Annotated in this window: 14 protein-coding genes; 4 read left to right on the top strand and 10 right to left on the bottom strand. The window is 70.7% G+C overall.

From position 1 onward, the window contains the following. Positions 1–168: 168 nt before the first annotated feature. The 5 genes from AB0M70_RS13670 to miaA form a co-directional block, all read right to left on the bottom strand. Positions 169–1,656, bottom strand: a complete 1,488-nt coding sequence (locus tag AB0M70_RS13670) for a M1 family metallopeptidase (protein ID WP_365819684.1) — start codon at positions 1,654–1,656, stop codon at positions 169–171. 109 nt (positions 1,657–1,765) lie between these two features. Then, the gene (locus AB0M70_RS13675; protein WP_365819686.1) at positions 1,766–3,913 is read right to left on the bottom strand and encodes an HD domain-containing protein; all 2,148 of its coding nucleotides are present in this window, start codon (positions 3,911–3,913) and stop codon (positions 1,766–1,768) included. Positions 3,914–4,055: 142 nt separating this feature from the next. Beyond that, positions 4,056–4,934, bottom strand: a complete 879-nt coding sequence (dapF, locus tag AB0M70_RS13680) for a diaminopimelate epimerase (RefSeq protein WP_365819688.1) — start codon at positions 4,932–4,934, stop codon at positions 4,056–4,058. Positions 4,935–5,009: 75 nt separating this feature from the next. Beyond that, positions 5,010–5,471, bottom strand: coding sequence for a hypothetical protein (locus tag AB0M70_RS13685; protein WP_365819690.1), 462 nt, complete (start codon positions 5,469–5,471; stop codon positions 5,010–5,012). Positions 5,472–5,572: 101 nt separating this feature from the next. After that, the gene (gene miaA / locus AB0M70_RS13690; RefSeq protein WP_365819692.1) at positions 5,573–6,511 is read right to left on the bottom strand and encodes a tRNA (adenosine(37)-N6)-dimethylallyltransferase MiaA; all 939 of its coding nucleotides are present in this window, start codon (positions 6,509–6,511) and stop codon (positions 5,573–5,575) included. 182 nt (positions 6,512–6,693) lie between these two features. Between miaA and AB0M70_RS13695 the strand changes: the two genes are divergently transcribed. Both AB0M70_RS13695 and AB0M70_RS13700 read left to right on the top strand, forming a co-directional pair. Continuing rightward, positions 6,694–7,119, top strand: a complete 426-nt coding sequence (locus tag AB0M70_RS13695) for a hypothetical protein (RefSeq protein ID WP_365819694.1) — start codon at positions 6,694–6,696, stop codon at positions 7,117–7,119. Positions 7,120–7,144: 25 nt separating this feature from the next. Then, entirely contained in the window at positions 7,145–7,414 is a 270-nt protein-coding gene (locus tag AB0M70_RS13700) for an antitoxin (protein ID WP_365819696.1), read from the top strand. 181 nt (positions 7,415–7,595) lie between these two features. Here AB0M70_RS13700 and AB0M70_RS13705 read toward each other — a convergent pair whose 3' ends face one another. Genes AB0M70_RS13705 through miaB form a run of 3 tightly spaced genes read right to left on the bottom strand, consistent with a single transcriptional unit; the run spans position 7,596 to position 10,193 of the window. Then, positions 7,596–8,309 carry a class III extradiol dioxygenase subunit B-like domain-containing protein gene (locus AB0M70_RS13705; protein ID WP_365819698.1) on the bottom strand — a complete coding sequence of 238 codons (714 nt, stop codon included), beginning with the start codon at positions 8,307–8,309 and terminating at the stop codon, positions 7,596–7,598. A gap of 28 nt (positions 8,310–8,337) precedes the next feature. Next, positions 8,338–8,622 (bottom strand): hypothetical protein, encoded by a 285-nt coding sequence (locus AB0M70_RS13710; protein WP_365819700.1) that lies wholly within the window; start codon positions 8,620–8,622, stop codon positions 8,338–8,340. Between the two features lie 50 nt (positions 8,623–8,672). Continuing rightward, a complete protein-coding gene (miaB, locus tag AB0M70_RS13715) occupies positions 8,673–10,193 on the bottom strand; it encodes a tRNA (N6-isopentenyl adenosine(37)-C2)-methylthiotransferase MiaB (RefSeq protein ID WP_365819702.1) in 1,521 nt (506 codons plus the stop codon). 86 nt (positions 10,194–10,279) lie between these two features. Between miaB and AB0M70_RS13720 the strand changes: the two genes are divergently transcribed. Continuing rightward, entirely contained in the window at positions 10,280–11,275 is a 996-nt protein-coding gene (locus tag AB0M70_RS13720) for a TAXI family TRAP transporter solute-binding subunit (protein ID WP_365819704.1), read from the top strand. A 21-nt stretch (positions 11,276–11,296) separates the two neighbouring features. On the opposite strand, the gene AB0M70_RS13725 is transcribed toward AB0M70_RS13720, so the two are convergent. Beyond that, entirely contained in the window at positions 11,297–12,712 is a 1,416-nt protein-coding gene (locus AB0M70_RS13725; RefSeq protein WP_365819706.1) for a HAMP domain-containing sensor histidine kinase, read from the bottom strand. Between the two features lie 16 nt (positions 12,713–12,728). Then, positions 12,729–13,418 (bottom strand): response regulator transcription factor, encoded by a 690-nt coding sequence (locus AB0M70_RS13730; protein ID WP_363210001.1) that lies wholly within the window; start codon positions 13,416–13,418, stop codon positions 12,729–12,731. A gap of 287 nt (positions 13,419–13,705) precedes the next feature. Between AB0M70_RS13730 and AB0M70_RS13735 the strand changes: the two genes are divergently transcribed. Then, entirely contained in the window at positions 13,706–14,485 is a 780-nt protein-coding gene (locus AB0M70_RS13735; protein WP_361843160.1) for an amino acid ABC transporter ATP-binding protein, read from the top strand. Positions 14,486–14,494: the final 9 nt, after the last annotated feature.

The raw sequence follows: 14,494 nt of genomic DNA on the forward strand, positions 1-14,494 counted from the left end.
GATCCTTACGTCGATGGGATTCTTCATAGGGGTCAACGCTCGGGGCCGCCCCGAGATTCCCCGGGCCGGCCGGTACGGGCCCTGAGATCCCCCCGAAGGGTTTTCCCGGAGCCGCAGCGGCGCCGACCTGAAGATGGTTGCACGGAACGGCCCGTCTCGTCACCCGGGTTATTTCCCTGCCGGAGCCGCCTTACGCCAGTCCGGGTGGCCCGGCATCGGCGGCGTCTTCGCGCCGTACAGCCAGGCGTCGAAGAAGCCGCTCAGATCGCGGCCCGCGGTCGACGAGGCGAGCTGCACGAAGTCCGCTGTCGTGGCGTTGCCGTCCCGGTAGGTGCGCACGAAATCGCGCTCCAGACGGTCGAAGTCGTCCTGCCCGATCTCCTGCCGCAGCGCGTAGAGCACCAGCGCGCTGCCGTCGTACACCACCGGCCGGAAGATGCTGATCTTCTGGCCCGGCGCGGGACCCTTCGGCGCGGCGGGCGGTCCGCCCGCCGCGCGCCAGCTGTCCGACTGCCGGTAGGCCTCACGCATGCGCTTCTGGAGTGGCTTCTTCGACTTCTCCTCGGCGAAGAGGGCCTCGTACCAGGTGGCGTGCCCTTCGTTGAGCCAGAGATCGGACCAGGACCGCGGGCTCACGCTGTCGCCGAACCACTGGTGCGCCAGCTCGTGCACCATGATCGAGTCGACGTACCACTCGGGGTACTCGGGCCGCTTGAACAGGTCGCTCTCGAAGAGGGAGAGGGTCTGCGTCTCGAGTTCGAAGCCGGTCCGTGCCTGTGCCATCAGCACGCCGTACGCCTCGAAGGGGTAGCGGCCGACCTTCTCCTCCATCCAGCTGATCTGGTCCGGCGTCTTCTTCAGCCAGCGCTCCATCGCCTTGCGGTCCTTGGTGGGCACCACATCGCGTACGAGGAGGCCGTGCGGCCCGGAGCGGTGGACCACGGTGGAGCGGCCGATGGACACCTGCGCCAGTTCCGTCGCCATGGGGTGGTGGGTGCGGAAGACCCGGGTCGTGGTGGACCCCAGGTGCGCGGTGGCGACGGGCAGGCCGTTGGCGACGGCGGTGAGCCCCTTCGGGGTGGTCACACGGAACGTGAAGTGTGCCTTGTCGGCGGGGTGGTCGTTGCAGGGAAACACGCGGTGCCCGGCGTCGGCCTGATTGGCCATGGCGAGCCCGTCGGCGGTGGGCACCCAGCCACCGTCCTGGTTCTTCGTGGGCGCGGGGTCGCTGGTGTGCCGGACCGTGACCCGCATCCGCTCGCCCTGGTGCAGCGGCCGTGCCGGCGTGACGACCAGGTCCTCGCCGGTGGTCTCGAAACGGGCAGGGGCGCCGTTGACCTCGGCGGAGCGGACCTTGCCGTGGGCGAAGTCGAGGTTGACGCGCTCGAGCGGTGCGCTCACACGGGCGTCGATCACCGTGACGGCGTCGAGCGGCTTCTTGTTGTCGCCGCGGTAGGTGAAGGCGATGTCGTACGCCAGGACGTCGTACCCGGGATTGCCCAGGTGCGGGAAGAGGCGGTCGCCGATGCCGAGCGGTGTGGCCGGTGACGGCGCGCTCGCGGCGAGAAGGGTGGCGGAGGTGGCCGCGGCCAGGAGCGCGGTCGCGATGCGGAGAGTCCTCGGCCGCGAGGCCTTGGCCTGGGGGGTGAGCAGCATGAACTACCGCTATCAGCGCGAGCCTTCCCCACCGGTGTCGGCGCGCGTCATGCCACTCGAACGGGTCGCCCGTAGGCGGCCGATGCGACGCCGGCGCCCACATCGACTCCTAGGAAGTCGCTGCCGCCGGGTGCTGGGCGCGACTGACGTCGTACACCCCGGGCACCGCACGCATCGCGCGCATCAGCCCCGGAAGGTGCGCCGCGTCCGGCAGTTGCAGCGTGTACGTATGGCGCACGCGCTGCTGGCTCGGCGGCTCGACCGTCGCCGACATGACTTCGACGCCTTCGAGGGCGATGGCTTCGGTGAGGTCGGCCAGCAGATGCGCCCGCCCGAACGATTCGGCGATCAAGGTGACCCGGCACTCCGCGCTGTCTCCCCAGCGCACGCCGACCTCCGCACGCCCCACTTCCTTCATGCGCGCGACGGCCGGACACTCGACGCGGTGCACGGTGACGACCCCGCCGCGTACGGCGAAGGCGGTCACCTCGTCGGGCGGCACCGGCGTACAGCAGCCGGCGAGGCGTACGGTCGCGCCTTCCCTGTCCACCACGGCGTTCGCCGCCGCGGGACGGGGGAAGTCGGCGGCCTGCGGCGGCGGGGCCGTCTTCTCGGGGGCCGGGGCGGGCGCCGCGGGCGTGGGGTGGGTGGTGAGCCAGCGCCGGATGGCGATCCGCGCGCCGGGCGTGCGCGCGTGGTCGAGCCACTCGCGGGAGGGCCCTGACGCCGCGTCCTGCCCCATGAGCAGCTGGACCGTGTCACCGTCCCGCAAAACCGTGCTCAGCGTCGCGAGGCGTCCGTTGACGCGTGCGCCGATGCAGGCGTGGGCGTCCTCGCCGTACTGGGCGTAGGCGGCGTCCACGCAGCTCGCGCCCGCGGGCAGTCCGAGGGTGCCGCCGTCGGGGCGGAAGACGGCGATCTCGCGGTCCTGGGCGAGGTCCTCGCGGAGGGTGGACCAGAACGTGTCGGGGTCGGGGGCCGCTTCCTGCCAGTCGAGCAGGCGGGAGAGCCAGCCGGGCCTGGTCGGGTCGGCGCGCTCGCCCTCCTCGGCGTCCTCGGAAGGGGCCTCGGCGGCGGCGTCGGACTGCTCCTCCGAAGGAGGGGCGTACGGATTGCGCAGCGCGACGACGCCTGCTTCGGCGACCTTGTGCATCTGGTGCGTACGGATGAGGACTTCGGCGACCTCTCCGTCCGGGCGGGCCACGGCCGTGTGCAGCGATTGGTAGAGGTTGAACTTCGGTACGGCGATGAAGTCCTTGAACTCCGAGACCACCGGCGTGAAGCACGTGTGCAGCTCGCCGAGCACTCCGTAGCAGTCCGCGTCCTCGTTCACCAGGACCAGGAGCCGTCCGAAGTCGGCCGCGCGCATCTCGCCGCGTTTGCGGTGCACCCGGTGGACCGAGACGTAGTGCCGCGGCCTGATGAGGACCTCGGCCGCGATGCCCGCCTCGCGCAGCACCGCGCGGACGTCGTCCGCCGTCCCTTCCAGAGGGTCACCGCCGTCGGCCGCGTTGGCCGCGATCAGCCTCTCGACCTCGGCGTACTCCTCCGGGTGGAGGATCGCGAACACGAGGTCCTCCAGCTCGGTCTTGAGCGCCTGTACGCCGAGGCGTTCGGCGAGCGGGATGAGCACGTCCCGGGTCACCTTGGCGATCCGTGCCTGTTTCTCGGGGCGCATGACGCCGAGCGTGCGCATGTTGTGCAGGCGGTCGGCCAGCTTGATCGACATGACGCGTACGTCGTTGCCGGTGGCCACGAGCATCTTGCGGAAGGTCTCGGGCTCCGCGGCCGCTCCGTAGTCGACCTTTTCGAGCTTCGTGACGCCGTCGACCAGATAGCAGACGTCGTCGCCGAACTCCGTGCGCACCTGATCGAGCGTCACGTCCGTGTCCTCGACGGTGTCGTGGAGCAGGGACGCGGTCAAGGTGGTGGTCTCGGCACCGAGTTGGGCGAGGATCAGGGTCACCGCGAGCGGATGTGTGATGTACGGCTCACCGCTCTTGCGCATCTGGCCGCGGTGGGAGGACTCCGCGAGGACCCACGCGCGCCGCAGGGGCTCCAGATCCGCGTCCGGGTAGTGGGCGCGGTGGGCTTCCGCCACATGGCCGATCGCGTCCGGCAACCGGTCCCGCGTGGCGGGCCCCAGGAGGGCTGCCCGGCCGAGCCTTCGCAGGTCAAGCCGTGGACGACCGCGCCTGCGCTGGGCTCCGGGCGTCACGGGGCCAGACATCGCAGGGTTTGTGGCCTCCGCACTCATGGGCACCTCCGGCTGCTCCGACCGGCGGTGAGCGGACGACGGCGTGCTCCGTCCGGGCCGGTGCTTGATGCTACCGAGCCCATCACGCGCCGCTGACCGCCTCTCGCCGAGCGTGAAACGGATCACCCATTCGAGCGACAGTTCACGGGTTTACAGTTTCGAGCCATTCCGCGTCGATCACGCCTTCGGCGACGATCACCGCGGGGCCCGTCATCTCGATCTCGCCGTCGGGCCGCTCGGTGATCACCAGGCTCCCACCGGGCAGATCGACGGTGTACGTGACCGGCGAACCGGTCGTCACGGGGTCGGCCCCGTCCCTGCGCGCCACCGCGACGGCCACGGCGCACGCGCCCGTGCCGCACGAGCGGGTCTCGCCCGCGCCGCGCTCGTGCACCCGCATGGCGACGTGACGCGGACCGCGGTCGACGACGAACTCGACGTTCACGCCCTCCGGGTACGCCGACGCGGGGCTGAATGGTGGCGCGTCGTACAGGTTGCCCGCGTGGGCCAGGTCGTCGACGAAGGCGACCGCGTGCGGGTTGCCCATGTTCACGTTGCGCGCGGGCCAGTGGCGTTCGGCCACGGAGACGGTGACGTCCCCTTCGGGGAAGGCTGCCTTGCCCATGCCCACGGTGATGTCCCCGCCGGCCGCGGCCTTGGCGATGTGCACGGTCTTCACGCCGCCCCGGGTCGCGACGGCCAGATCGCCCTCGCCGACCAGTCCGGCGTGCCGCAGATAGCGGGCGAAGACGCGTACGCCGTTGCCGCACATCTCGGCGATCGAGCCGTCGCCGTTGCGGTAGTCCATGAACCACTCGGCCTCGGCGGCCAGGTGGCGCGCCTCGGGGTGCGCCGCGGAACGCACGACGTGCAGCAGACCGTCGCCCCCGATGCCCGCGCGGCGGTCGCACAGGGCGGCGACGGCGGCCGGGGACAGCGCGACGGCGTTGTCGGGGTCCGGGATGATCACGAAGTCGTTCTCGGTCCCGTGCCCCTTGAGGAAGGCGATCCGCGTGCTCATTCCTCGATCGTACGGGGTGGCGAGGACAGTCCGTCGTCAAGGTGCCCGTCAGGGCGCTGACCTGGCGCGACGCGGTCAGCGAAGGCGCGCGACCCGCCACACGGCGAGGACGGCGACGGCGAGGAAGACCAGGGCGTACGCGGAGACGATCCGCCAGTCCGGGCGGCGTCCGGAACCGCGCTCCGGCAGACCCGGCCAGGTGTGCCCCACGCGGCGGGCGGCCATCATGCCCCACCCCGCGGCACAGCTGCTGATCAGGAGGCCGAGCATGGCGACGACGGCGCCGCCGTCCCCGAACTCGAAGGCCAGCGGGAAGGCGAACATCAGCGATCCGGCGGCGGCGAGGACGACGATCGGCGCGAGCTGCCAGATGCGCAGTCGGCGCTGCGGCCGCAGTTCGACCTCGACTTCCGCCGCGGTCATGGCGTCCGCGACCGGACCGTCGTCGGTCACGCCGCCCGGCACCTCATCGGGACCGTCCGGGGTCAGCTCGCCGCCGTCATGCGCGGTGTCGCGAGGGCCGGCCTCCATCGCCATCCGCCCTCCCACTTCGGACTCCACTGGTCGATCGATGGTCGATGATGGCACGGCGCCAGGGGCCGGGATGACCGCCGGAGCGTCCCGATGCCATCACGTGATCAGGCTGTGACCGCTCGTTCGACCAACGCCATTGCCCGTCCTGGGAGTTCCCCTCGGTCGGCCATGGCACCACTGAGCCAGTGCACCCGGGGGTCGCGGCGGAACCACGAGTCCTGACGGCGCGCGAAACGCTTGGTCGCGCGCACGGTCTCCGCGCGCGCCTCGTCGTCGGTGCACTCCCCCGCGAGCGCCGCGAGCACCTGCTGGTACCCGAGCGCACGTGACGCCGTACGCCCTTCACGCAGGCCCATGGCCTCCAGGGTCCGCACCTCGTCGACGAGACCCGCCTCCCACATGCGGTCCACGCGCGTGGCGATGCGTTCGTCGAGTTCGGGGCGGCCCACGTCGACGCCGATCTGAACGGTGTCGTAGACGGAGTCGTGGCCGGGGAGGTTGGCGGTGAAGGGCTTGCCGGTGATCTCGATGACCTCGAGGGCGCGGACGATCCGGCGGCCGTTGCTGGGGAGGATGGCCTGGCCCGCCCCCGGGTCGGCGGCGGCGAGGCGGGCATGGAGCGTGCCGGAGCCGTGCAGGGCCAGCTCGTCCTCCAGGCGGGCCCGGACCTCGGGGTCGGTGCCGGGGAACTCCAGGTGGTCGACGGCGCCCCTGACGTAGAGCCCGGAGCCGCCGACCAGGATCGGCCAGCGTCCGTCGGCGAGGAGGCGGTCGATCTCGGCGCGCGCCAGTTTCTGGTACTCGGCGACGCTCGCGGCCTCCGTTACGTCCCAGATGTCCAGGAGGTGGTGCGGCACTCCGTCGCGCTCTTCGAGCGTCAGCTTGGCGGTTCCGATGTCCATCCCTCTGTAGAGCTGCATGGAGTCGGCGTTGACGACTTCGCCGCCGAGACGCTGGGCCAGAAAAACGCCCAGATCGGACTTTCCTGCCGCGGTCGGCCCGACGACGGCGATGACCCGCGGTGCGGGAGCTGCTCTACTCACCGCCCCAGTCTCGCAAACCCGGCGGCGTCTTCCCGAACGAGCTACGTGACGCCACACGTCCGGGGTCGTTGCCTGTTGCGAGGTTCCGGCCGCCGGTTTTGAGGATCGGCGACCCGGGAGGCGCAACAGGGCGCACCGGGCGGCGCGGGATTTCGCCCACACGAGTACCGTATGGAGTAGATATGGGCGTTTTTGCACGGTTCCGTAGGAAGTCCAAGGACACGGAAGAGGCGTCCACAGCCGAGGCGGCAGCGGGCACCCTCACGGCCGGGGCGGAAGCGGCCGGGGAGTCCACCGAGCCCGAGGCCGGCAAGGAAGAAGCCAAGGCCGAAGCCGCCGACGGGGACGAGTCGAAGGCCACGGCCGAAGCCGACGCGAAGTCCGATGACAAGGCCGGGACGAAGGCCGCCGAAAAGGGCGAGGCGAAGGCAGAGGTGGCGGCCAAGACCGAGTCCGAGTCCGAGTCCGGGTCCGATGTCGACGGCAAGGCCGGGGACAAGCCGGACGACGCCGAGGCGGCCGCCGGGGAGAACGTGGACATCCCGAAGCAGCAGTCCGCCGAGAAGGCGGCCGACAACGACGAGGCCGACGAAGGCGCCCGCAAGTGACTCCCCCGGCGAGGGAAGGTGACCCATGGGCTTCCTGCAGAACCTGAAGAACAAGCTCGCCCCGGCGAAGGACAAGGTCGCGGGCCTCGCGCAGCAGCACGGGGACAAGATCGACCAAGGTCTCGACAAGGCCGCCAAGGTGGTCGACGCCAAGACCAAGGGCAAGTACAGCGGCACGATCCAGACGGGGACGGGCAAGGCGAAGGACGCCGTGGACCGCCTCGCCGGGAAGCCCGACGAGGGCAAGGGCGCGGGTGGCGGGCCCACCCCTCCGACGCCTCCTCCGGCTTCCTGAACCACCGGCTGCATCACTCGTCGGCTCACCGACCGCGTCACGGCGCCGGAGCACCGACTGAGTACAGGTCACCCGCTGAACGACTCCGGCGGACGGCCGTGGAGCGCCACCAGCTCCGCGGCCGTCGCCGTGCGTCGGCCTCCGGGGGCCGCCCAGACCGCCCGGTGGACCGCGCAGGGCGTTACGACCAGGTAGACACCAGATACCCGACGCCGTACGGGGCATCCTCGTAGAGCAGCTCGCCGCTCAGGCCCGCGCCCTCGGCCGCGCCCGCGAGCACCTGCCAGGGCGCCCGCCCAGCCGCCTTCAGTTCATACGCCAGCTGCTCGTCCAGCGCCTTGAGCGCCTCGACGTCCGCGGCTCCCAGCGCACGGGCGACCTCCGCGTCGAAGCCGACCGCCCGCTCGTCGAGATACCCCGGTGCCTTCAGCGTGCGGCACGCGCTGGCGTCGCCCATCACCAGCAGTGCCACGCGGTCGGCACCCGCCGCGATGTCCCTTCCGACTTGGATACACCGCTCGGCCTCCAGAGGTTCCCCCACCCCGAGACCTTCCAGCGGGGCCGCCGACCATTCCGTGCGGTCGAGCAGCCAGGCCGCCACGGCGAGCGAGGGCGGAAGGACGCGCTCCGTCACCTCGTGGTCGCAGGTGCCAAGGCGTACGTCCAGGTCCACGCCGAAGCCGCGGAAGGACCCTCGCGCGCCCTGCGGATGCGGGCCACGCCCGTTCTCCCCGGCGGGGCCGACCACGACGAGACGGTCGGCGCGCGCGGCCGCGAGCACCCCGATGGCGTCCGTGCACGCGGCGCGTGCGGCGTCCAGTTCGGGGGCGGCACCCGCGGCCACCTCGGGGACGAGCAGGGGCGGACAGGGGCAGACGGCTGCGGCGACAAGCATGATCCGCAGCGTAACGCCCGTCGGCGCGCTAGTAGGAGATCGGTCCCGAGTCCCACTCCAGCTCGGAGATCGAGAAGCGGTACGGGAAAGAGCCCCCGGAGGAGCCGTCGCCGATCACCATCCAGCCGTCGGCCGTGCGGTAGCGCCGCATCCGTACGGGATAGCGCGGGTGCTTGGGGCGGTAGAGGCGCACGAACTCGGCGAACCGCTCCACCGCCTCCTCACGCGTGCCGTCCACCGTGGCCATCAGCTCGAACAGATGCCACGCTCCCGGCCCCGGCGGGTTCTCCATCATCAGCGCCCAGCGCGCCATCGCCCCTCCCCCGTAGTCCCCCGCTCGACCGTCGTACGCGCTCGACCGGGTCAGTCGCAGCCGCAGCCGCTTCCGGAGGCCACCGGCAGCGGCTCGGGGGCGCCCACCTTCGGCAGGCCGAGCATCACGCCCACGGGCTTGGCGGCCGCTTCGGCGTTGCGCTTCTCCCAGGCGTCCCCCGCGCGCGTGGGGCGCACGTTCAGGACGGGACCCTCGGCGAGCAGGTGGTGCGGCGCCGCGTACGTGACCTCGACCGTCACGACGTCACCGGGGCGGACCTCGGTGTCCGGCTTGGTGAAGTGGACCAGGCGGTTGTCCGGGGCGCGGCCGGAGAGGCGGTGGGTGGAGCCGTCCTTGCGGCCCTCGCCCTCGGCCACCATCAGGTCGAGGGTCCTGCCGACCTGCTTCTTGTTCTCGTCCCAGGCGATCTGCTCCTGGAGGGCCGACAGACGCATGTAGCGCTCCTGCACGACCTCCTTGGGAATCTGCCCCTCCATGGTCGCCGCGGGCGTACCGGGGCGCTTGGAGTACTGGAAGGTGAAGGCGTTGGCGAAGCGGGCCTCACGGACCACGTGCATCGTCTGCTCGAAGTCCTCCTCGGTCTCCCCGGGGAAGCCGACGATGATGTCGGTGGTGATTGCGGCCTCGGGCATGGCGGCGCGGACCTTCTCGATGATGCCGAGGAAGCGGTCCTGGCGGTACGAGCGGCGCATCGCCTTCAGGATCGGGTCCGAGCCGGACTGGAGCGGCATGTGGAGCTGCGGCATCACGTTCGGGGTCTCGGCCATGGCGGCGATCACGTCGTCGGTGAAGTCGCGCGGGTGCGGGGACGTGAAGCGCACGCGCTCCAGGCCCTCGATCTTCCCGCAGGCCCGCAGGAGCTTGCTGAAGGCCTCGCGGTCACCGATGTCCGAGCCGTACGCGTTCACGTTCTGGCCGAGCAGGGTGATCTCGGAGACGCCCTCGGCGACGAGCGCCTCGATCTCGGCGAGGATGTCGCCGGTCCTGCGGTCCTTCTCCTTGCCGCGCAGGGCGGGCACGATGCAGAACGTGCAGGTGTTGTTGCAGCCCACGGAGATGGAGACCCAGGCCGCGTACGCGCTCTCGCGGCGCGTGGGCAGCGTCGAGGGGAACGCCTCCAGGGACTCGGCGATCTCGACCTGCGCCTCTTCCTGGACGCGGGCCCGCTCCAGGAGGACCGGCAGCTTGCCGATGTTGTGCGTCCCGAAGACAACGTCGACCCAGGGGGCCTTCTTGACGATGGTGTCGCGGTCCTTCTGGGCCAGGCAGCCGCCGACGGCGATCTGCATGCCGGGCCGCTTGGTCTTCATCGGCGCGAGGCGGCCGAGGTTCCCGTACAGACGGTTGTCGGCGTTCTCCCGCACGGCGCACGTGTTGAAGACGACCACGTCGGCGTCGCCGTCCGAGCCCTCGGGCGCGCGTTCGTATCCGGCGCCCTCGAGGAGACCGGAGAGGCGCTCCGAGTCGTGGACGTTCATCTGGCACCCGTAAGTGCGTACCTCGTACGTTCCTTTAACGCCCACTGCCTGTCCCCGGTCGCCGCTGCTCATGTGACAAGGGTAGGCGGTCGCGGGAGTGTCCCTGCCGGGAGCTCGGCCCTGGCCATTACTGCGCGTGGCCTGGCAGGATCGCGCGCATGCTCACGGCACTCCCCCACATCAGCAGGCGCCGCGCACTCCAGGGTGCGTCGGCCGCCCTTGTGGTCTTCGGACTCCTGGTGTGGTGGCTCGTCCCCGTGGGGGACGACTCACCGAGGGGCCGGATGACGTTCAGCACAGGCGTGAAGAACGCGGTGTACGAGCGGTACGGCAAGCTCCTGAGGACCGCGATCTCCAAGGACATGCCCAAGGTGGACGTGGAGCTCCTCAACAGCGAGGGGTCGCAGCAGAACGTCGAGCGGGTGGCCACGGGGAAGGCCGACTTCACCATCGCGGCCGCCGACGCCGTGGAGAAGTACCGCCTGGAGGGGCGAGAGGGCGCGGACTCGCTCCGAGGTTGTGCGCGGCTGTACGACGACTACGTGCAGCTCGTCGTCCGGCGCTCGTCCGACATCGACAAGGCGCAGGACCTGCGGGGCAAGAAGGTGGCCGTGGGGCAGCCGCGCTCGGGCGTGCGGCTGATAGCGGGCCGGGTGCTCAAGGCCGCCGGCCTCGATCCCGAGAAGGACCTCACGGCGGTGCACGCCGGGATCGACAAAGCACCCGACCTCCTCAAGAAGGGCGACATCGACGCCTTCTTCTGGTCGGGCGGGCTGCCGACCACCACCGTGCGGCTGCTCTCCGAGGAGTTCGACATCCGCCTCGTCGAGCTCGGCACCCTCGTGGACGCCCTGCACAAGCAGAGCGGCGCCTCCCGCTACTACCGGGCCGCCGTGATGCCCGCCGACGCCTACCCCGCCGCCCAGCAGAACGCCGCCGTACCCACGCTGGCCGTGGCGAACCTCCTGGTGACGACGGACCGGGCGGACCCGAAGCTGACCGAGGGGCTGACCCGCACGGTGATCGACAGCCGCGACCACATCGGCGGCAAGGTGCACGCGGCCCAGCTGGTGGACCTGCGGACGGCGCTCTACACGGACCCCCTGGCCCTGCACGAGGGTGCGCGCCGCTACTACCGGTCGGTCAAGCCGTAGCCGTTGCCGTGGCCCCGGCCGTCAGGCGCGGTGCCCGGGTTCGCCGCGGGGCACCGCGACGGTCACCCGCAGGCCGTGCGGCTCGTGCTGCTCGTACGCGATGGAGCCGCCGCCCGCGGTGAGCAGGGCGCGCGAGATGGACAGGCCGAGGCCGGATCCCTTGACGTTCTGATGGCGGTTGCTGCGCCAGAAGCGGTCGCCGATGCGCGCGAGTTCGTCCTCCGTGAGGCCGGGGCCGCCGTCCGTGATCACCACGGTCGTCCGCTCGCCGCTCCAGGAGACCTCCACCCGCACCTCCTCGCCCTCGGGCGTGAACTTGAGGGCGTTGTCGATGACCGCGTCCAGGGCGCTGGACAGCGCGACCGGGTCGGCCCAGCCGGTGGTCGCAGGGCAGGTACCCGTCAGGCGCACCCCGCGCTCCTCGGCGAGCGGCCGCCAGGCGCCGACCCGTTCGGCCGCGAGCTCCCCGATGTCGGTGAGCTGCAGATCGGCCGCGGCGTGCTCGGCCAGGGCGAGGCCCAGGAGGTCGTCGAGCACCTGGGCAAGGCGTTTGCCCTCGGTGCGCACGGAGGCGATCTCCTCGTTCCCCTCGGGCAGTTCGAGGGCGAGCAGCTCGATGCGGAGCAGCAGGGCGGAGAGCGGGTTGCGCAGTTGGTGCGAGGCGTCGGCGACGAAGGCCCGCTGCTGTTCCAGCACGTCCTCGACGTTGTCGGCCATCTCGTTGAACGACCGGGCCAGGCGTCTCAGTTCCGGCGGCCCGCCCGCGGCCGCCACCCGCGACTTCAGGCGCCCGGTCGCGATGTCGTGCGTGGTCGCGTCCAGGACCCGTACCGGGCGCAGCACCCAGCCGGTGAGGCGCAGCGCGGCACCGACCGCGAGAAGCATCGCCGCCAACTCGCCCGCGCCGATGAGCAGCCATCCCTGCAGTGTCTGCGAACGCATGCGTCCCGTGGGCGAGTCCGTGACGACGACGGCGATGACGTCCCCGTCCCTGATCACCGGGGACGCCACGACGAGCCGGCCGCGCTGCCAGGGCCAGACCTGGCGCGGATTGTGGCTCCCACGGGACCTGAGGGCCTCTTCGAAGGCCTCGCGCACCTCGGCGCCCCTGGGAGGCAGGAACCAGTCCCCGGGGGCGTGAGCCATGGGCTCACCGTCCCGGAAGAAGACGCCCGCCTTGATCCCGTAGACCTCGTGGTAGTAGTCGAGTTCGGTCTGGAGGGTCTCGCGCCGTTCGTCCTTGTCCCGCAGGCGCGAGCCCGTGGGACGTTTCGTGACGAACTGCGCGAGCGCCGCGAACCGCGCCGTGTCGTCGATCCGGTCGATGACCACCTTCTGCTGCTGCGCCGCCGCCACGCTCACCGCGAGCGGGAAGCCGAGCGCGAGCAGCACACCCGCCATGAGGACGATGAGCAGCGGGAGGAGGCGAGAGCGCACCTGACCTCGCTACTCGCTACGCGGCCGGGGCCACGAGCCGATAGCCCACGCCCCGGACGGTCTCGATCAGGGCCGGCATGTGCAACTTGGAGCGCAGGGAAGCGACATGCACCTCGAGGGTGCGTCCCGTTCCCTCCCAACTGGTGCGCCACACCTCGCTGATGATCTGCTCCCGGCGGAACACCACGCCGGGCCGCTGCGCCAGGAGAGCGAGCAGGTCGAACTCCTTGCGGGTCAGCTGGACCGTCGAACCGTCCACGCTGACCTGCCGGGTGGGCAGTTCGATGCGTACGGAACCGAGGCGCAGTTCGCTGTCGGCGGGGCCCGCGGCGGCGCCGGACGGGGGCCGGCGGATGACCGCGTGGATGCGGGCGATGAGCTCCCCGGTGTCGTACGGCTTCACCACGTAGTCGTCGGCCCCGAGGTTCAGGCCATGGATGCGCGAGCGTACGTCGGCACGCGCCGTCACCATGATCACGGGGATCGATCCGCGCTTGCGGATCTTGCCGCACACTTCGTAGCCGTCCTGATCGGGCAGCCCCAGGTCGAGAAGGACGACTCCGAAGGGTGCCGTCGCGCCGGGCAGCAGGGCCTGCAGCGCTTCCTCGCCGCTGCGGGCGTGCACGACGTCGAAGCCGTGCCTGGCCAGGACCGCGGACAGGGCGGCGGCCACATGATCGTCGTCCTCGACGAGGAGCAGTCTCATACGGCCCCCTCCGGTTCATCGGTCGTTCGGTTCGCGCTCGCCGATGGCCGGTACGCGCGCGTGCACACGCACCATGGCATCCACGCCGATGGATAAGGACCGCGTCAAGAGGGTTCGGGTCACGGGCACGTTCCGTTATGGAGCCGGTACGCGCCGGGGCGTCCCCGTTCACACGGTGTGTCCGGTTGCGGCCGGATCGTTATGCTCAATTTCCCCTCAGATGTAATGACGCTGGTCGCACCGGGTTATTACTGTCCTCCCAACCGAGGAGGATGGAGCAACAAGCCGTGACCGAAGTATCGGTGACCAAGGACGCCATACCGCCCGGGGCGGACGACCTGGTCGTGCTGAAGAACGTCAACAAGCACTTCGGCGCTCTGCACGTCCTCCAGGACATCGACCTGACCATCACCCGCGGTGAGGTCGTCGTCGTGATCGGCCCCTCCGGGTCGGGCAAGTCGACACTGTGCCGCGCCATCAACCGCCTGGAGACCGTCGAGTCGGGAGACATCTCGATCGACGGCAAGCCCCTGCCCCAGGAGGGCAAGGAGCTCGCCCGTCTCCGTGCGGACGTGGGCATGGTCTTCCAGTCCTTCAACCTTTTCGCGCACAAGACCGTGCTCGAGAACGTGATGCTGGGCCAGATCAAGGTGCGCAAGACGTCCAAGGCGGAAGCAGAGACAAAGGCACGCGGCCTCCTGGACCGTGTGGGTGTCGCCACGCAGGCCGACAAGTACCCCGCGCAGCTCTCCGGTGGCCAGCAGCAACGTGTCGCGATCGCCCGCGCGTTGGCCATGGACCCCAAGGTGATGCTCTTCGACGAGCCCACGTCGGCGCTCGACCCGGAGATGATCAACGAGGTCCTCGAGGTCATGCAACAGCTCGCGCGTGACGGCATGACCATGGTCGTGGTCACCCACGAGATGGGCTTCGCACGCTCCGCGGCCAACCGCGTCGTCTTCATGGCGGACGGCCGGATCGTCGAAGAAGCCGTGCCGGACCAGTTCTTCAGCAACCCGCGCAGCGACCGGGCCAAGGACTTCCTGTCGAAGATCCTTCACCACTGATGCGTGGCT

The organism is Streptomyces sp. NPDC051214, from assembly GCF_040682375.1.
GTDB lineage: Bacteria > Actinomycetota > Actinomycetes > Streptomycetales > Streptomycetaceae > Streptomyces.